We start from the raw sequence: 17,245 nt of genomic DNA on the forward strand, positions 1-17,245 counted from the left end.
CTTGTCGGACTCGGAAAGCTTGGAAAGGTCGGGACGCGGGAGCTTGTTTGCCATGCCGCTATGATGAACGAAGCGTCCGGCGTTTACAACATGTATATTTCATCGTCACTCAGGCTGAACAGTTACGTTTTTGATTGTTGCCGAAAAACTCCGCTAATTATTTTCGCCGAGATATTTGACGGGGGAAACGTCATGATCATATTCGCCTTTATTGACATCCGCTGTTTCCGTGTGCGCAAACATTGATTGGCCCTGATCGATAAAATATGGATGGGCGAATCGATGGATTTGGAGATAATGTCGCCGGCGGCGATAGCGATGGAACTGGCGGCCGGCTGCCGGTCAGCGTCCGATTCCAGGGTGGATTTGTTTTCCGATGGCGGCGCGGTGCTGCGTGGGCGCTTGCTGAAGAAAGTGACTTGCCACTTGATGCGCCCCCCATCGTGCATGACCATGGGGGAGCAGGCTGGTGACGCGGAGCGACGCCAGCCCGGGGGGAATGCCGCCTGGCCTGTCAGGCCGGGTCGCGCCCTTCGCCCGCCAGCCAGCGCAGCGCCGTCAGGCTTGGCATGAACAGATACTCCCCGCCACGCACCGTGCAGAAGGTCTGGATGCCGTGGATGCGCTGGCGCACCGGGCGTTTCTGGATGGTGAAGGTGCTGTCCTCATCCTGCTGGCCGAGGATCGGATCGCGCTCCTTGCCCAGGTCCATGAAGTTCCCGTGGTCGACCCACTCGGCCTGCATGAACTCGACCGTTTCCGGTGCCTTGGCGCTGATCCCGATGAAGAACAGGCCGCGTTCCTGGCCGTCGTCTTCCAGCAGGTCGGCGCGCCACGGCGCACCGAAGGTGGTGCTGCGGCGGATGATGCGGTGGATGTTCACGTCGGTCAGCACCGCCAGCTTGCTGTCGCGCGGGTTCATGCGGCGCATGTGGCAACCGTGCGGCGCCTGCAGGCCGGCCTGGTCGTCCTTGTAGGTGAAGTCGTTATTGCGCTTCGGGTCCGCGCCCAGCGCCGCATCATCCTTTTCAGACGCCAGGGTGAGCGGCGCGCCGCTGCGCCAGCGGCCCACCAGCTTGGCCGCCAGCAGTTCCTGGCCGGCTTCGTCGTCGGCGTTATCGCGCAAAAAGCGGTTGAAGGCGGCGGCGTCGGCCTGGTACTTGCGGATCACCACGAACGTGCCGTTGCGGCCCAGCGCTTCCGGCTGCGGCATCGCCATCGGCACGCCCGATTCGCCCGGATAGCCGAGAATCAGTTCGCCCGCCTTGATGGCGTCGCCCTGGCCCGGCAGCAGGTCTTCGATGCCGCCGTCGATGGCCGGGTTGCTGATGTTGTCGCGGTAGCCGAAGGGATTCAAGCTGTCCGGCTGCGCGCCAAAGTCGTGCATGCCGAGCAGGGTGACGCCTTGCACGTTCTCGAATTCCTTTTTGGCGGTATCGAGCGCGTGCTGCCACGACGCTTCGTCCGGCGCGAAGATCGACACGGTGACGTGCACGTCGCCGCTGCCGTAAGGCGCTTCCCAGTTGGCCGGGGCGCTCGCGCCGATGTCTTGCAGGCGATCGGCGCGCGCGGCCATGCCGGCGCGGAAGGCGGCCGGAAAGCTGGCCAGCGAATCTTCAGGGATGTCCAGCGCCACCAGGCCCGCGTGGCTCAGCGCCACGGCGATCCAGGCGGTGGTGTTGGTGCGCGCGTCGGCGGCGCTGCGCACATGCGGGGCCAGGCGCGAGAGCAGCGCGCGTCCGCCGGCGGCCTGGTCGATCTTGAGCAGCACGTGGGTGCCGTAGTAGGGGTCGGGGCGCTTGAACAGGATGGTAGCCTGGATGTCGTCCAGTTCCAGCGTTGGCGAGGAATGGACCAGGTTCTTGAGTGTGTCGATAATCGTCATGGGAACCTCAAGCAATCTTGTCCAGGAATTCCTGGAGCGCGTCGTTCTGTTTTTGCAGGCGCCGCGTTTCGACGACCGACAGATTCGGATTGGCGACGTACCAGCCGTCGGCGGTGATCTGGTGACCGGCGATGAAGTCCTTCACGCCCGGATCGGTGATGCCGGGCCAGCCTTCGACCGACGAAAACAGCAGGTCCATCAGGTCCGGAATCTTGGTTGCGAAGTCTTCGATGTAGGTGTCCCAGTCGCCGTCGTAGGTCGTCGCAAACAGGATCCTGGTATCGTTCTCAAAAAACACGAAGCGCATGTCGTGCAGGGTCGAGACCTTCTGCGCGCCGTTGAAGTTACCGTTGACCAGTTTGAAGATGCGGCGCAGGCGGTCGGCGCCGCCGGGCTTGAGGTCGGCCATGGCGGTCAGTTCGGAGATCTTGCCGGACTGGCGGCCGATGCGGCCGGCCGATCCCGCGTGGCCTTCGGTGTTGGGGTCCTGCTCGCGCATCATGTTCTCGAGCGCGAGTTTGAGCAGGTCGGGGGCGTCTCCCAGGACCTCCTGGACTTTGCGCTTGATGTCCGCGAGGTCGGTAGAGGATTTGTTTTGTGGGGTGGTGTCGCTCATGATTGCTCCTTGGGTCTTGATGAAATGGTCATGCTGAACTACGGGACTACTTAATCCGGTACCTGGCCGATGCTGTCGATTTCGATGCGCGGCTGCGCATTCATCTCGTGGCGGAATTTGGACGACGCTTCATAGGCCTTGATGCGGGCGCGCATGATGGAGCCCATCGGACGATGCGCCTCGATGCAGTGCCACGGGTTGAACGACAAGACGTCGTCGGCGAACACGCGGCGCGCCGGGCTGTAGGCATGCTGCGCCGGGATGGTGAGTTTGGCGACTGGCTGGTAGGGCGAGTCTTCCTGCGGCCACTCGATCGAGGCGTCTTCGATCGGCATTTTGTCGATGTCGGTCAGGAGCTGTGCGCGCAGTTCGTACTCGGCGCCCTGGCCGTTGAAGAAGTCGACCACCAGGTTGCGCAGGGCCGAGTCGTCGGCGTCGTCGCCGAGCGGCTGGCCGGTCAGGGCGCGCACGTTATCGGACAGGGGCGCGGCGCACAGCTTGGCCACGTAGTCGCCGTAGCGCACCGCTGCCATGCTGAAGAAGGTCTCGCCGAGGATATGGTTGTTCGGCGCGCCGAGCGTGTCGAGCACCGGGTTGTCGATGCCGAGGGCGTGCAGAGCCTTGCTGCCGCCGCGTGCGAGCGCGGCGACGATGCGGCGCACCATGTCCGGGTCGTCGGCGTGTTTTTCGAGCAGCTTCTGGGTCTTGAGGTAGGCGGCGGCGTGGCCGAAGGCGATCACCGGGTGGTTCACCAGCAGCAGGTCTTGCGTCTTGGCGTCATGGCGCTTGGGCAGGAACTGCGGGCCGTCGACGCCCAGCATCTTGATCGCCATGCCGCGCGGGGACGGCAGCTTGTCGCTGTGGATGTCGCCTGGCGCGGTGGACAGGCGGATCACGACCGGGTAGGTGGCGGGGCGGGCGAACACGCCCTGCGCCAGGTGCGCGGGCAGATTATCGTAGACGGTGACGTGGCCGGTCAGCACGCCGTGGCACTTGGCGTGGGCGTCGCGCTTGGCGTGGCGGTGTTTGTCGAAGACGCGGGTGTTCACGCGCATCATCGAGGCGACGACGCTGTCGATGATCTCGTCTTCGTTTTCCTGTTTGTGTTCCAGGTTATCGTTGTAGGGGACGTAGGTGGCAGTAGACATGGGCTTCCTCGCTTTGTTTGCAATATTGCAATGGACGCAAGGAGTCTACCGGCAGGGCGGGGGCGTTCGCTAGAATGTTTGCTCGAACGGCGCGGTATGGTGGGAGAATCAAGGCAGGCGTAAACGCTGTCGTCCCCGCGAAGGCGGGGACGACGGGGCAGCGGGCATGGCGCCCGCCTTCGGTGTTCAGTCTTCGCGGCGCAGGTGCGGGAAGAGAATCACGTCGCGAATATTCGGCGAATCGGTGATGAGCATGATCAGGCGATCGATGCCGATGCCGCAGCCGCCGGCAGGCGGCATGCCGTATTCGAGCGCGCGGATGTAGTCGGCGTCGTAGAACATCGCCTCGTCGTCGCCCGCATCCTTGGCTTCCACCTGCGCCAGGAAGCGCGCGGCCTGGTCTTCGGAGTCGTTCAGCTCCGAGAAACCGTTGGCCAGCTCGCGCCCGACGATGAACAGCTCGAAACGCTCGGTGATGCCGGCCACCGTGTCCGACGCGCGCGCCAGCGGCGACACTTCGGCCGGGTAGTCGACGATGAAGGTCGGCTCCCACAGCTGCGCTTCGGCGGTTTCTTCGAACAGCGCCAGTTGCAGCGCGCCCAGGCCGGCGGTCGAAAACGGCTTGACGCCGAACTTCAGCAATTCGGCCTTGATGAATTCGGCATCCTGCAACTGCTCCGCGGTGTAGTGCGGCGCGTAGGCGTTGATCGCCCCGACGATGGTCATGCGGCGGAACGGCTTGGACAGGTCGAGCGGCTTGCCGCCGTAGGTCAGTTCGGCGGTGCCGTGGGCATCGATGGCGGCCTGGCGGATCACCGCTTCGGTGAAGTCCATGATCCACTGGTAATCGGTGTAGGCCGCGTAGAATTCCATCATCGTGAATTCTGGATTGTGGCGCGGCGAGACGCCTTCGTTGCGGAAGTTGCGGTTCACTTCGAATACGCGATCGAATCCGCCGACCACCAGGCGCTTGAGGTACAGCTCCGGTGCGATACGCAGGAACATTTCCATGTCCAGCGCATTGTGGTGGGTGACGAACGGCTTGGCGGCGGCGCCGCCAGGAATCGCATGCAGCATCGGCGTTTCGACTTCCATGAAGTCGTTCTTTTCCATGAAACGGCGGATCGACGACATGGCGGCGGTGCGGGCCTTGAAGGTGCGGCGCGCCTGGTCGTTGGTGATCAGGTCCACATAGCGCTGGCGGTACTTGGTTTCCTGGTCCGACAGGCCATGGAATTTGTCTGGCAGAGGACGCAGCGACTTGGTGATCAGGCGCAGGGTCGAAACCTTGACCGTCAGTTCGTCGGTCTTGGTCTTGAACAGCGTGCCTTCGATGCCGAGGATGTCGCCCAGGTCGTAGTGGCTCAGCGCTTCCATGGCGGCTTCGCCGGTTTTGTCGAGCGTGACATAGATCTGGATGCGGCCGTCGGCGCGCGGGCCGGACGAATCCTGCAGGGTTGCGAACACGGCTTTTTTGCCGGCTTCGCGCTTGAGCATCATGCGGCCGGCCAAGACCACGGGCACCTCGGTCGCTTCGAGTTCTTCACGGGTCTTCGACGCGTACTCTTCGACCAGTTGCGCCGCCTTGTGCTGCGGACGGAAATCGTTAGGAAAGGCGATGCCGCCTTCGCGCAGCGTGGCCAGCTTGGCGCGACGTTCGGCGATCAGTTTGTTTTCATCTGCCGGGGCGGGTGCCTGGTCTTGGGTGTCCGTAGTCATGGTAGGTATCGCTATATATAGGTTGTTGCGAATGTAAATCAGGAGGAAAACAGTTCGTCGATCGTCAGTTCAGAAAAATCGCTGGCGATGTGGATGACGTTATCGAATCCGGCAAAGGACTCGGCGGGCAGGGTGGTGGTGAGCACCACCGCGCGCATGCCGGCCCGGCGCGCCGCTTCCACGCCCAGCGGCGCGTCTTCGAACACGATGCAGTGCTCGGGCGCGACGCCGCAGCGCTGCGCCGCCAGCAGGAACACGTCGGGATGGGGCTTGCCGCGTGCAACATCGGCCGCGCCGACCACGGTGTCGAAGTGGCGGCGCAGGTCCAGGCCGTCGAGCGTGAACGTGATGTTGGCGTTGGGCGCGGCGGTGGCCACCGCCAGCGCCACCTTGTGCGCCTTGGCCAGCGCGATCAACTCGTCGAAGCCGCTCACCGTTTTGCGGTGCGGTTCATACAGTTCGCGGTAGACCAGTTCCTTTTCGTCGTTCAGGACCCGCACCTCGTCGTCATTGAGGTGTTCGCCCATCTCGGCACGGATGATTTCCTTGCCCTGGCGGCCGGCCGTGGTGCGGAAAAATTCGTCGGCGTCGATGTCCTTGCCGCGCCGCTGGAAAAACGCAATCCAGGATTCGGTGTGAAAGGACATGTTGTCGACGATGGTGCCGTCCATGTCGAAGATGAATGCGCGTCGGGTCGCTGTCATGGGTTATACGCCTTGCTTGAGTGAGGCCGAAATGAAGTCGTCCAGGTCGCCATCGAGCACGCCCTTGGTGTTACCGGTTTCGAAGTTGGTGCGCAAATCCTTGATGCGCGACTGATCGAGCACGTAGGAACGGATCTGGTGGCCCCAGCCCACGTCGGTCTTGGAGTCTTCGAGCTTTTGCTGTTCGCTCATGCGCTTGCGCAGTTCGTGCTCGTACAGCTTCGCCTTGAGCATTTCCATCGCTTCGGCGCGGTTGCGGTGCTGGCTGCGGTCGTTCTGGCACTGGACCACGATGCCGGTCGGACCGTGCGTCATGCGGACCGCGGAGTCGGTTTTGTTAATGTGCTGGCCACCGGCGCCGGACGCGCGATAGGTATCGACGCGAATGTCGGCCGGATTGACGTCGATCTCGATCGAGTCATCGACTTCCGGGTAGACGAACAGGCTGGTGAACGACGTGTGGCGGCCGTTGGCCGAGTCGAACGGCGACTTGCGTACCAGGCGGTGTACGCCGGTTTCGGTGCGCAAATGGCCGTAGGCGTATTCGCCTTCGACTTTGAGCGTGGCGGTCTTGATGCCGGCCACCTCGCCGTCGGACTGCTCCAGGATGTCGACCTTGAAGCCTTTGCGTTCGCAATAGCGCAGGTACTGGCGCAGCAGCATCGAGGCCCAGTCCTGGGCTTCGGTGCCGCCGGCGCCGGCCTGGATGTCGATGAAGCAGTTGTTGGCATCCATCGGGTTGCCGAACATGCGGCGGAACTCCATCGCTTCGACCACGGCCTTGATGGCGTCGGTGTCGACGATGACCGCTTCGAGCGTGTCGTCGTCGCCTTCTTCGCGCGCCATCGCAAACAGGTCGTTCGCGTCTTTCAGGTCGGCGTCCGCCTTGATCAAGGTATGGACGACGCCTTCGAGTTCCTTCTTCTCTTTACCGAGCGCCTGGGCGCGTTTCGGATCGTTCCAGACGGTCGGATCTTCTAGTTCTTCGTTGACTTGTTCGAGCTTCTCTGACTTTTTATCGAAGTCAAAGATACCTCCGAAGTTCGGCTTCACGATCCGTCAGGTCGTTGAGCAGGGCGGAGAGGGCGTTAATGCGTTCGGCTTCCATGGCGTTTCCGGTCTTATGAATTGGTTGAATCGAACCTTCGATTATACCCCAGCGCGCCACAATCACGGTCCTCGCCGCGTACCCGGCTTGATCGGTGTCGCGCCGCTGCGTATGATGGCGCGAAGACCCCCCCCCGCCACTCGCCGGAAAGCGCCTCTATGCGTTATCAAATTTGTATTCCCGTTTTGCCCCTGGTGTTCTGCGCCGTTGCCGCTGCCGCCACCCCGCCGAAAGGCGCCACCGCCGTCGTCGGCGTGATGGAAACGACCGACCTGCATTCGAACGTGCTCGGATACGATTACTTCAAGCTCTCGCCCGAGCCGTCGCTGGGCCTGGACCGCACCGCCGCGCTGATCGCGCAGGCGCGCCGCCAGTTCCCGAACAATCTGCTGTTCGATAACGGCGACACCATCCAGGGCAGCGCGCTGGCCGATTACCAGGCGCTGGCCAATCCGCTCAAATGCGAGCAGACGCTGGCCATCTACAAGGTGATGAACAAGCTCGGTTACGACGGCAGCGGGATCGGCAACCACGAATTCAATTACGGCCTCGCGTACCTGAGCCAGGTGACCGGCAACCGCTTCGAGGTCGATGGCGTCGATGCCTCCAGGGCGCGCTGCGCCGGGCCGGCCTTTCCGCAGGTGCTGGCCAATGTCTACAGCCTCAAGACGCGCCAGCCGCTGTTTGCGCCTTACCGCATCATCGACAAGCAGATCGCCGCGCAAGACGCCGACGGCAAGCCGGTGAGCGTGACCCTCAAGGTCGGCATCATCGGCTTTGCGCCGCCGACCATCCTGTCGTGGGACAAGCGGTCGCTGGAAGGGAAGGTCTACACCGAAGGCCTGCGCGAAACCGCATCGAAATTCATCCCCGAGATGCGCGCGCAGGGCGCCGACCTGGTGGTGGCGATTTCGCACGGCGGCCTGGATGACAGCGCATACGAGCCGTCGATGGAAAACGGAAACTGGCACCTGTCCAAGGTGCCGGGCATCGACGCCATGCTGATCGGGCACTCGCACCTGCCGTTCCCGAACGCGGCCAGCACCGTCCCGCAATTCAACCTGCCGGGCGTGGACAAGGTCAAGGGCCTGGTCAACGGCGTGCCGACGGTGATGGCCAACCTGTGGGGCAAGCACCTGGGCGTGATCGGCCTGCACCTGTCGTACGATGGCCAGCGCTGGGTGGTCGACCGGAGCAAGACCACGGTGGAGGCGCGCGCCGCGCAGCAGGCCGACAAATCGTTCGTCGCGCCCGATCCGGCGATTGCGGCGCTGGTCGCGGCCGAGCATGAGGCGACCATCCGCTACGTCAAGACGGCGGTCGGGGCGACCGATTTCCGCATGTCGAGCTACTTTGCCGATGTGGGCGACGTGAGCGCGATCGCGGTGGTCAACCAGGCGCAGACCGACTATGTGGCCAAATACGTCAAGGCCGGCCTGCCGCAGTACGCGGCCTTGCCGGTGCTGTCGATGGCGTCGCCGTTCAAGGGCGGCACCGCCGGCGTGAGCGATTACACCGACGTCAAGGCCGGCAGCCTGGCGCTGAACAATGCGGCCGACCTGTATCTGTATCCGAATTCGCTGTACGCGGTGAAGGTCAATGGCGGCGAGCTGAAGGCGTGGCTGGAACACGCGGCCGGGCGCTTCAATACCATCGATCCCGAATTGACCACGCCGCAGGAGCTGGTCAACACCGCCTTCCCGACCTATAACTTCGACGCCATCACGTCCAAAGAGATCAGCTACGAGATCGACGTGACCAAAGTGCCGGGCCAGCGCATCAAGAACCTGCGCTTCCGCGACAAGGCGGTCAATGCCTCGAACGAGTTTTTGGTGGCGACGAATAACTACCGCGCCAGCGGCGGTGGCGGTTTTCCGGGCCTGGACGGCAGCAAGACCGCCGTGGCGGCGCCGGACGCCAACCGCGATGTGTTGATCGGGTACATCAAGGAGGTGAAGAACCTGACGCGCGCGCAGCATGGCCAGCAGCGCAGCTGGCGCTTTGCCAAAACGCGTACCGCCGGCCCGGTGGTGTTCCATTCCGCGCCCGGACTGCTGGCGCTGGCGCAGCAGGCAGGCCTTGGCAACGTGTCGCAAGTGCGCGCCGATGATGGCCTGGGCAAGGGCTTTGCGCTGTACGCGGTCGACCTGTCGAAATGATGCGCGCCGTGTTGCTGGCGGCGCTGCTTGGCTGCGGCGTGGCGCACGCCCAGCCGCTCGACGCGGGCGGCGTGGCCGGTCTGCGGCAGGCGGCCGCGCAGGACCCGCAGGCCGCGTATGACCTGGGGCGCATGGTCCGCAACGGCATCGGCGTCGCACGCGAGCCGCTGCGCGCATTTGCGCTGATCGAGTCGAGCGCGCGGCGCGGGCATGCGCCGGCCATGTTTACCGCGTCGGCCATGCTGGCGGCGGGGGAGGGCTGTGCGGCCGACCTGGCGGCCTCGCGGCGCTGGCTGGAAGCGGCTGCGGAACGGGAGCACCCGGAAGCGCTGCAGCAGATGGCGATGTACGTGCAGGAAGGCGCGCTGGGCTACCCACGCGACGCGCAGCGCGCCGCCCAGCTGCTTCGCGAGGCGGCGCACGCGATGACGCACCGCGCGCACGGCCACCAGGATCAGGGCTTGCCGGCTTCCAGGTAGGCCGCCAGGGCGCCGCAGCTTTGCGCATCCGGCCCTTTGGTCCGGGTGATGTTGAGGTCTTTTGCCATCCACGCTTCGACATCGCGCATGTCGCGTTGCGCGAGCGCGGTTTCTTCGGCGGCCTCTGCGCGGCTGCTGCGCGACAGTTTCAGCATGGCCGCTTCATTGAGCGCCCCGGCATGGGCCAGGGTCCAGGTTTGCAGGGCGCGTTCGTAGGCGACCGCTTTCGGCGGCGCGACCTTGCCGCATGCCGCCACCAGCTCTTTGAGCAGGTCCTTGCGCGTGTACAGGCGCAGCACGTCCTGCTGCGCGGCCGTCAGCGGCATCTGCGGGGCCGGTGCTGCCTGCTCCGGCCCCGAATCCTGGGTCACATCCCTGCCCGGCGCGGGCGGCAGCTGGCGGATCTTTTCGATATTGGCCAGCAGCGCGCTCGCGCTCTCGGGCCGTCCTCCCGCCTGGCGCTGCTCCTTGCCGTCCTTGAAGACAATCTGGCGCGGTACCCCGCCGGTGCCGACGCGCGATCCCAGGTTCGGTGCCTTGTGCCAGACCGGCCACTGCACACGCGCAAACACCGTATTGGGGGCGGTCGATTCGGCCGCCGCCTGGTCGAAGGTCTGGTCGGCGCCGATGCAGTATTTGCAGCCGCGGTCGGGCGAGGTCAGTTGCACGACCACGTAGCCGGGGCGGGCCAGGAAGGCATCGACCTCGGTCGGTTTGAGTTCGGTGACTTTGGCGGCAAACGCCACCGTGCAGCCCAGCGCGGCGCCAGCGGCCACGGTCAATTTCATGAAGTTCATCGCTTGGTGTCCGGGTAAATGGTTATCCGAGAATGCGCACGCCGGCCGGCGTGCCGATGTGGGCGCGAAGAAAGGGCTGCATGCGCTCGCTGATGCGCACCGCGCTCACCGGGCCCTGCATGCCGATGGCGTCGAGCAGCGCTTGCACGCGCCGCGCGTCCGGGTGGCACAGCTCCAGCTTGACCAGCGACAGGCCGTGATCGGGCATGCCGGCCGCCGGGTGCGGGCCAGGTTCCCATTCGATCAAGGCGGGCGCCACGCCGCCCAGCGGCAGGCTGCCGTCGTCGGGAATGGTGATCAGCCAGTTGCGCTCGCCGCGTGCCATGGGCGTGATGGCGCCCGGTGCGGCAATCGGTTCGGCGGCGGCGGCTGCGGCGGCGATGTCGCTGGTGCGGGCCACCCAGGTGGCAAGCGAGGCGAGGGACTCGACGCCGATCGTATCGAGCGCGAACCAGCGCGGCCGTGCTGGCGCGGGAGCGTAGGGATCGACCGCGATGATTTCCAAAAACGTCGCATCGCCGAGGCGCAGCAGCATGTTTTCGGTTCCCATGGCGGGATGTTTGCCCCCGGGCGCGGCGCCCACGCCGAGCACCCGCCGCACCCAGGAGTTGGCCTCGGGCAGCGCGGGTGTGGTGATGGTGATATGGTCGAGCTGGCAGGCTGGCATGTTGGCTCCTTTTCCGGCTTGGGTGAAACATGAAAGGCAAGAAGATCGAGTCGGGATGGTAGCACCACATCTGCCGGATAGTCATCCGGCTGTCAAGACACGGACATAAATTGCCGAAGTAAACAATTATTTAGCATGAAAGCGATTTCAAGAGGTTGAAAAATTTTCAGCGTCAGTTTTTCGCCACGCGTGTTTAGTCGTTCGACACGCTGTTTAGCGATCCGTTCGGCATATGCACGCCAAGGAATTTAACATTTCTTTTTCGCAGGTGATCTTGAACAGCAAGCATCATTATTTTGCGGCCTTTTTCGCCCGTTTTTCTATGAAAGTCATGAAAGCCCCGCTGTTGAGGGCGATACTTGTTCTTTTTTCTGGAATCGGTTCCGGAAAGCTCCACAAGCAACACACCTGTTTTCATCCAGCAATTGCTATATGTGCAATGCAAAAAACCTCATTTTTGTGTTCTTGACATTTAACCTTTGCAAGCGATACATTGCGTCAATACCTAGGCGACAAGCGCTTGTTGTTACCCGATGGTGTGCCTTGGCCCGGACACGTCCGTCGCCACGGTGATTCGACAAAAAACGGTCGCTTGATCGTTTTTTTTGAAAAAGAGTTGAAAACGTTTTCAAGCCTGTGTAGCGCGGGGACGGCATCGCCGGCCCCACCGAGCAGGCCCTGTGGGCGTCGCAGCCTTGCTCTGGGCAGTGGAAGGTGCGGCGCGCGCAGACAACGAAGGCATCCACCTGTCTTCGGGCGCAAGTTGCTTCCTGCTCCGGCAGGCGGCGGCCGGCGCAACGTGAACCGCGCCGTGGCCGCCCGCCACGGACCGGAACGCGGGAAACACAATGAAACAAGCGTCATCCGCACCGGTGCATCCGGAACGATGGCGACAACCATGCCGGCGAACGTGATTCACGCACGCCATAAAGTACGACAATTGCGAGGAGACTCCTGAATGAATTCGATGTCCAATATTAAACTGAATGCCGTCACCGACGCCCTGCGCAACAGCGGCAGCGGGCGGAGCCTGGCGCGCAGCGCGATGCGCGGCCTGCTGGCCCTGTCCATCACGGCGGCAAGCGCAGCGGCGATCAGCCTGCCGATGATGGCAACGGCCCACGCCGCCGCCGATGCGGAATACACGCAGCGCTTCCTGACCCAGTACAAGAAGATGAAAGATCCTGCGAACGGCTACTTCAGCAAAGAAGGCGTGCCGTACCACTCGATCGAAACGCTGATGGTCGAAGCACCCGACCACGGCCACGAAACCACCTCGGAAGCCTACAGCTACTGGCTGTGGATGGAAGCGCAGTACGGCCGCGCCACCGGCGACTGGGGTCCGCTGAACGCGGCCTGGGCCAACATGGAAAAGTACATCATTCCATCGCAGTCGGACCAGCCGACCAACAGCTTCTACAACCCGGGCAAACCGGCGACCTACGCCGCCGAGTACGACCTGCCGAAGAGCTACCCTGCGCCGCTGAACGGCGGCGTGCCGGTCGGCCAGGATCCGATCGCCAACGAACTCAAATCGACCTACGGCACCAGCAATATCTACGGCATGCACTGGCTGCTGGACGTGGATAACTGGTACGGCTATGGCAAATGCGGCGACGGCACCACGCGTCCGGCCTACATCAACACCTTCCAGCGCGGTTCGCAGGAATCGGTATGGGAAACCGTGCCGCATCCATCGTGCGAAACCTTTAAATGGGGCAAAAACGGTGGCGGCGAAGGCTTCCTCGGCCTGTTCATCGGCGACAACAACCGCGCCAAGCAGTTCCGCTACACCAATGCGCCTGACGCCGATGCGCGCGCCGTGCAAGCCGTGTACTGGGCCTCGGTCTGGGCCAAGCAGCAAGGCAAGAGCGCACAAGTGGCCGACCTGGTCACCAAAGCCGCCAAAATGGGCGACTTCCTGCGCTACGCCATGTTCGACAAGTACTTCAAGAAAATCGGCAATTGCACCAACGCAAACTCGTGCCCGGGCGGCAACGGCCAGCCGGATGCACAAGGCAACCGCGACAATCAGCATTACCTGATGAGCTGGTACTACGCATGGGGCGGCGCAACCGACACCAACGCCGGCTGGGCATGGCGCATCGGTTCGAGCCACAACCACTTCGGCTACCAGAATCCGCTGGCTGCGTGGGCACTGTCGACCCAGGCCGAATTCAAGCCGCTGTCGCCAAGCGCCGCCGGCGACTGGGGCAAGAGCCTGACCCGCCAGATGGAATTCTACCGCTGGCTGCAATCGGCTGACGGCGCGATCGCCGGCGGCGCGACCAACAGCTGGGGCGGCGATTACCTGACCCCACCGGCAGGCACCCCGACCTTCCACGGCATGTTCTACGATGAAAAACCGGTCTACCACGATCCGGCGTCGAACACCTGGTTCGGCTTCCAGGCATGGTCGATGCAGCGCGTCGCCGAGTACTACTACGCCAGCGGCGACGCCCGCGCCAAGACGGTGCTGGACAAATGGGTCGCATGGGCATCGGCCAACACGGTCCTGAAAGCGGACGGCACCTACGCCATCCCGAACACGCTGGCATGGAGCGGCGCGCCCGACACCTGGAACGCCGCAACCCCTGGCGCGAATGCCGGCCTGCGCGTGAAAATCGTGGACAGCACCAACGACGTCGGTATCGCCGCCGCGCTGGCCCGTACCCTGATCTACTATGGTGCCAAAGCCAACAACGAGCCTGCCAAAGTGCTGGCCAAGCAGCTGCTGGACCGCATGTGGGCCAAGCACCAGGATTCGGTTGGCCTGGTGGTCGACGAAACCCGTGCCGACTACAAGCGCTTCACCCAGCCTTACGATCCGGCCACCGGTTCGGGCGTGTACATTCCACAGGGCTGGACCGGCACCAACGCCCAGGGCGCGATGATCGATTCGAGCGCGACCTTCCTGAGCATCCGTCCGAAATACAAGGACGATCCACAGTGGCCGAAGCTGAAAGCCTATCTGGACGGCGGCCCGGCACCAACCTGGCGCTACCACCGCTTCTGGGCCCAGGCCGACATCGCCAATGCACTGGCTGACTACGCCAACATCATCGGCGGCACCGATTCGCCGTCGATCGTGACCAGCAGCAGCGCCATCAACGTGCCTGAAGGCGGTTCCGCCAGCGTTGGCATCACCCTGTCGAAAGCGCCTGCCGCCAACGTCTCGGTGGCCGTTGCCAAGGCAGCCGGCGGCGACGTCGACCTGACCGCGCCAGCGGCCAACCTGCTGTTCACGCCGGCCAACTACAACGTGGCCCAAGCAGTGGCGATCAGCGCAGCGGCGGACGCCGATGCCCTGAACGGCAGCGCCAACTTCACTTTCACAGCGCCTGGTTTCCTGAGCGCCACGACGGTGGCGACCGAGGCCGACCGCGACGTCGTCATCCCGGTGTCGCTGGTGGTGACCGGCGCACCGCTGTCGGTACCGGAAGGCGCATCGCGCACCTTCCAGGTCCGCCTGGGTGCAGCTCCTAAAGCGAACGTGACGGTGAGCGTCGCCCGCCTGGCCGGCGACACCGACCTGTCGGTTGCCGGTGGTGCCACCTTGACCTTCACGCCAGCCAACTGGAACGTGACCCAGCCGGTGACGATTGCCGCGGCAGTCGATGCCGACACCCTGAACGGCAGCGCCACCTTCGCAGTCAGTGCGCCGACGGCAGCGACCGTCAACGCAGTGGCGACCGAAGCGGACAAAGATGTGCAGACCGGCGGTTGCGCTGTCGACTTCGACACCACCAACGACTGGGGTTCGGGCCAGGTTCCACGCGTCACGCTGCGTAACACCGGCACCGCGCCGATTACCGGCTGGGCACTGAACTGGACCGCGTCGAACGACGTCACGCTGTCGAACTCGTGGGGCGCCACCGTGACCCAGAGCGGCCGTGCGTTCAGCGCCGTTCCGGCAGCCTGGAATGCGACCATCGCCGCCGGCGGCAACGTCGAAATCGGCATGCAACTGGCCTACAGCGGCGCCAAAGTGCTGCCGACCGGCCTGAGCTGGGCTGGCCGTAGCTGCACCATCGCTGTGAAGTAATCGCAAGTCGTCCGCGCGGGCCATTCCTGGCCCGCGCGGATTTTTTGCATTTGTATTCTGTATTTCCAAATAGAGGAGGACGACCATGACGATTCGTTCGAGCCACGCAGCCATCGCCGTGCTCGCGCTGGCAATCGGCGCAGCCGCCGTCGGCGGCACCATGAGTTACAGCGCGCTGACCGAAGCGCGCGCGGGCGGCACCGAAGCCTGGCGCGACCTGACCCACATCCACGCGGCGCGCGCGCGCCTGGCCAGCACGGCGCTGGAAGGCGCGGCGCGTGCAGGCGGACTCGACCAGGCATTTGTCGACCAGGCCCGAACCAGCCTGGTGCGCGCCAGTTCCTTGCCGACCAACAGCGGCGTGCTGAACGACCCGGAAGCGGTCGACAACTACAAGCGTTACCAGGGTGAGCTGACCGGCGTGCTGTACCGCCTGGCGGGAACCCGCGGCGCGCCCGAGCTGGAGACGGTGTCTTCGCTCAAGGAACTACGCGGCAAATTGCCGCAAGACGAGCTTGCGCTGGCCGATGCCCGCAGCCGTTACGGGAAGTCGGCCGAGGGCTACAACGCCCTGGTCGGCACCTTCCCGGGTGCCGCGGTCGCAGCGGTGACCGGTTACCGGCCGCTACCTGCCGGGTTGTAAGCGAAACCCTGCTTCAAGTCATCTCACTTATTGGAGACGCATGATGATTACCCCGAAATTTGCAAGCAAACTGGCGCTGTCGCTGGCCCTGGCCTTCGCGGCCACTGCCGGCCACGCGTTTACCGTATCCGGCAACAAGATCCTGGACGATGCCAACCGTCCGGTCGTGCTCAAGGGCGTCAACTGGTTCGGATTCGAAACCTTCGACGGCTCGGTGCACGGCCTGTGGACCCGCAACTGGAAGAGCATGCTCGACCAGGTGCAGGCGGAGGGCTTCAATGCCCTGCGCATTCCGGTCTGCCCGGCCACCTTCCGCGAATCATCGGTCAAGCCGAACATCGACGCGCTGGCCAATCCGGACCTGGTCGGCCTGAACTCGCGCCAGTGGCTCGATGTGTTCCTGAAAGAAGTCGACCGTCGCGGCATCTACATTCTGCTGGACCATCACCGTCCGGATTGCCAGGCGATTTCGGAACTGTGGAACACGCCGCAATACACCGAAGAACAGTGGCTGACCGACCTGGAATACCTGGCCCAGCATTATTCCGGCCTGCGCAACCTGGTTGGCCTGGACATCAAGAACGAACCGCATGGCCAGGCGACCTGGGGCACGGGCAATGTGCGTACCGACTGGAACCTGGCAGCCGAGCGCGCATCGAAGCGCATCCTGGCGCTCAATCCGAACCTGCTGATTTTTGTCGAAGGCATCGGCAGCAATTCGGGTGGTTGCCAGGGCCAGTACGGCCACTTCTGGGGCGGCAACCTGGAACCGTTGAACTGCAAAACGCTCGACATCCCGCGCAACAAGCTGGTGCTGTCGCCACACGTCTACGGTCCTGACGTGTTCGAGATGGACTACTTCAAGGCTGCCAACTTCCCCGCCAATATGCCGGCGATCTGGGACCAGCAGTGGGGCAAGTTCGCCAGGGATTATCCGGTAGTGCTGGGCGAGTGGGGCGGCAAGTACGGCCACGGCGGCGGCAATCCGAAAGACAAGGTCTGGCAGGATGCGCTGGTGAAATACCTGAAAGAACGCGGCATGATCAGCTCGTTCTACTGGACGCTCAATCCAAACAGCGGCGATACCGGCGGTATTTTGCAGGATGACTGGAAAACCGTCTGGCCGGACAAGATGGCTTTGATGAGGAATTTGTGGGCGGGTGCGACGCCAACGCCGACACCAACACCAACCCCAACACCAACGCAGAAGGAAAGCGAGTAGAAGACGGAAAACCACAAAGAAAGAAAAAAAAAAAAGCAAAAAGAAGGGGCGGG

Annotated in this window: 15 protein-coding genes; 6 read left to right on the top strand and 9 right to left on the bottom strand. The window is 63.6% G+C overall.

The genetic code is table 11. From position 1 onward, the window contains the following. A partial coding sequence (locus F2P45_RS35800; protein ID WP_223164881.1) for a hypothetical protein occupies nucleotides 1-246 on the top strand: 246 nt, incomplete at its 5' end. Between the two features lie 268 nt (nucleotides 247-514). Here F2P45_RS35800 and F2P45_RS32515 read toward each other — a convergent pair. From F2P45_RS32515 to prfB, 6 genes are all read right to left on the bottom strand, one after another. Then, nucleotides 515-1,885 (bottom strand): Dyp-type peroxidase, encoded by a 1,371-nt coding sequence (locus F2P45_RS32515; RefSeq protein WP_166882352.1) that lies wholly within the window; start codon nucleotides 1,883-1,885, stop codon nucleotides 515-517. Nucleotides 1,886-1,892: 7 nt separating this feature from the next. Next, nucleotides 1,893-2,501, bottom strand: a complete 609-nt coding sequence (locus F2P45_RS32520; protein ID WP_166882353.1) for a hypothetical protein — start codon at nucleotides 2,499-2,501, stop codon at nucleotides 1,893-1,895. 50 nt (nucleotides 2,502-2,551) lie between these two features. Continuing rightward, nucleotides 2,552-3,649 (bottom strand): catalase family protein, encoded by a 1,098-nt coding sequence (locus F2P45_RS32525; protein ID WP_166882354.1) that lies wholly within the window; start codon nucleotides 3,647-3,649, stop codon nucleotides 2,552-2,554. A gap of 186 nt (nucleotides 3,650-3,835) precedes the next feature. Continuing rightward, the gene (gene lysS / locus F2P45_RS32530) at nucleotides 3,836-5,368 is read right to left on the bottom strand and encodes a lysine--tRNA ligase (RefSeq protein WP_166882355.1); all 1,533 of its coding nucleotides are present in this window, start codon (nucleotides 5,366-5,368) and stop codon (nucleotides 3,836-3,838) included. Between the two features lie 38 nt (nucleotides 5,369-5,406). Further along, nucleotides 5,407-6,072 carry an HAD family hydrolase gene (locus F2P45_RS32535; protein WP_166882356.1) on the bottom strand — a complete coding sequence of 222 codons (666 nt, stop codon included), beginning with the start codon at nucleotides 6,070-6,072 and terminating at the stop codon, nucleotides 5,407-5,409. Nucleotides 6,073-6,075: 3 nt separating this feature from the next. Next, a protein-coding gene (gene prfB, locus F2P45_RS32540; RefSeq protein WP_166882357.1) for a peptide chain release factor 2 occupies nucleotides 6,076-7,180 on the bottom strand; the annotation gives its coding sequence in 2 pieces (ribosomal slippage) (nucleotides 6,076-7,098 and nucleotides 7,100-7,180; 1,104 coding nt in all). A 158-nt stretch (nucleotides 7,181-7,338) separates the two neighbouring features. Here prfB and F2P45_RS32545 point away from each other — a divergent pair. After that, a complete protein-coding gene (locus F2P45_RS32545) occupies nucleotides 7,339-9,339 on the top strand; it encodes a bifunctional 2',3'-cyclic-nucleotide 2'-phosphodiesterase/3'-nucleotidase (protein WP_166882358.1) in 2,001 nt (666 codons plus the stop codon). Then, nucleotides 9,336-9,818: a tetratricopeptide repeat protein gene (locus F2P45_RS32550; protein WP_166882359.1), complete on the top strand. Its 483-nt coding sequence runs from the start codon at nucleotides 9,336-9,338 to the stop codon at nucleotides 9,816-9,818. The genes F2P45_RS32545 and F2P45_RS32550 overlap by 4 nt, the downstream gene beginning before the upstream one ends. Here F2P45_RS32550 and F2P45_RS32555 read toward each other — a convergent pair. The 3 genes from F2P45_RS32555 to F2P45_RS32565 form a co-directional block, all read right to left on the bottom strand. Next, nucleotides 9,794-10,606 carry a thioredoxin family protein gene (locus F2P45_RS32555; RefSeq protein WP_166882360.1) on the bottom strand — a complete coding sequence of 271 codons (813 nt, stop codon included), beginning with the start codon at nucleotides 10,604-10,606 and terminating at the stop codon, nucleotides 9,794-9,796. The two genes, F2P45_RS32550 and F2P45_RS32555, sit on opposite strands and share 25 nt — an antisense overlap. A 31-nt stretch (nucleotides 10,607-10,637) precedes the next feature. Then, nucleotides 10,638-11,282, bottom strand: a complete 645-nt coding sequence (locus F2P45_RS32560) for a VOC family protein (protein ID WP_166882361.1) — start codon at nucleotides 11,280-11,282, stop codon at nucleotides 10,638-10,640. 193 nt (nucleotides 11,283-11,475) lie between these two features. Further along, complete coding sequence (locus F2P45_RS32565) at nucleotides 11,476-11,700, bottom strand: hypothetical protein (RefSeq protein WP_166882362.1); 225 nt, start codon at nucleotides 11,698-11,700, stop codon at nucleotides 11,476-11,478. A gap of 549 nt (nucleotides 11,701-12,249) precedes the next feature. Between F2P45_RS32565 and F2P45_RS32570 the strand changes: the two genes are divergently transcribed. The 3 genes from F2P45_RS32570 (at nucleotide 12,250) to F2P45_RS32580 (ending at nucleotide 17,192) form a co-directional block, all read left to right on the top strand. Beyond that, nucleotides 12,250-15,327, top strand: a complete 3,078-nt coding sequence (locus F2P45_RS32570) for a glycoside hydrolase family 48 protein (RefSeq protein WP_223164882.1) — start codon at nucleotides 12,250-12,252, stop codon at nucleotides 15,325-15,327. An 85-nt stretch (nucleotides 15,328-15,412) separates the two neighbouring features. Then, on the top strand, nucleotides 15,413-15,970 hold the full coding sequence (locus tag F2P45_RS32575; protein WP_166882364.1) for a LemA family protein: 558 nt from the start codon (nucleotides 15,413-15,415) through the stop codon (nucleotides 15,968-15,970). Nucleotides 15,971-16,010: 40 nt separating this feature from the next. Then, nucleotides 16,011-17,192: a glycoside hydrolase family 5 protein gene (locus tag F2P45_RS32580; protein ID WP_166882365.1), complete on the top strand. Its 1,182-nt coding sequence runs from the start codon at nucleotides 16,011-16,013 to the stop codon at nucleotides 17,190-17,192. The last annotated feature ends 53 nt before the right edge of the window (nucleotides 17,193-17,245 follow it).

The sequence above is a fragment of the Massilia mucilaginosa genome, assembly GCF_011682145.1.
GTDB classification, from domain to species: domain Bacteria; phylum Pseudomonadota; class Gammaproteobacteria; order Burkholderiales; family Burkholderiaceae_D; genus Telluria_A; species Telluria_A mucilaginosa.

Coding starts and splice junctions, on each gene's coding strand:
- F2P45_RS32550 (WP_166882359.1), top strand. CDS start 9,336: ATGATGCGCGCCGTGTTGCTGGCGGCGCTGCTTGGCTGCGGCGTGGCG.
- lysS (WP_166882355.1), bottom strand. CDS start 5,368: ATGACTACGGACACCCAAGACCAGGCACCCGCCCCGGCAGATGAAAAC.
- F2P45_RS32535 (WP_166882356.1), bottom strand. CDS start 6,072: ATGACAGCGACCCGACGCGCATTCATCTTCGACATGGACGGCACCATC.
- F2P45_RS32525 (WP_166882354.1), bottom strand. CDS start 3,649: ATGTCTACTGCCACCTACGTCCCCTACAACGATAACCTGGAACACAAA.
- F2P45_RS32560 (WP_166882361.1), bottom strand. CDS start 11,282: ATGCCAGCCTGCCAGCTCGACCATATCACCATCACCACACCCGCGCTG.
- F2P45_RS32515 (WP_166882352.1), bottom strand. CDS start 1,885: ATGACGATTATCGACACACTCAAGAACCTGGTCCATTCCTCGCCAACG.
- F2P45_RS32555 (WP_166882360.1), bottom strand. CDS start 10,606: ATGAAATTGACCGTGGCCGCTGGCGCCGCGCTGGGCTGCACGGTGGCG.
- F2P45_RS32580 (WP_166882365.1), top strand. CDS start 16,011: ATGATGATTACCCCGAAATTTGCAAGCAAACTGGCGCTGTCGCTGGCC.
- F2P45_RS32575 (WP_166882364.1), top strand. CDS start 15,413: ATGACGATTCGTTCGAGCCACGCAGCCATCGCCGTGCTCGCGCTGGCA.
- F2P45_RS32565 (WP_166882362.1), bottom strand. CDS start 11,700: ATGAAAACAGGTGTGTTGCTTGTGGAGCTTTCCGGAACCGATTCCAGA.
- F2P45_RS32570 (WP_223164882.1), top strand. CDS start 12,250: ATGTCCAATATTAAACTGAATGCCGTCACCGACGCCCTGCGCAACAGC.
- F2P45_RS32520 (WP_166882353.1), bottom strand. CDS start 2,501: ATGAGCGACACCACCCCACAAAACAAATCCTCTACCGACCTCGCGGAC.
- F2P45_RS32545 (WP_166882358.1), top strand. CDS start 7,339: ATGCGTTATCAAATTTGTATTCCCGTTTTGCCCCTGGTGTTCTGCGCC.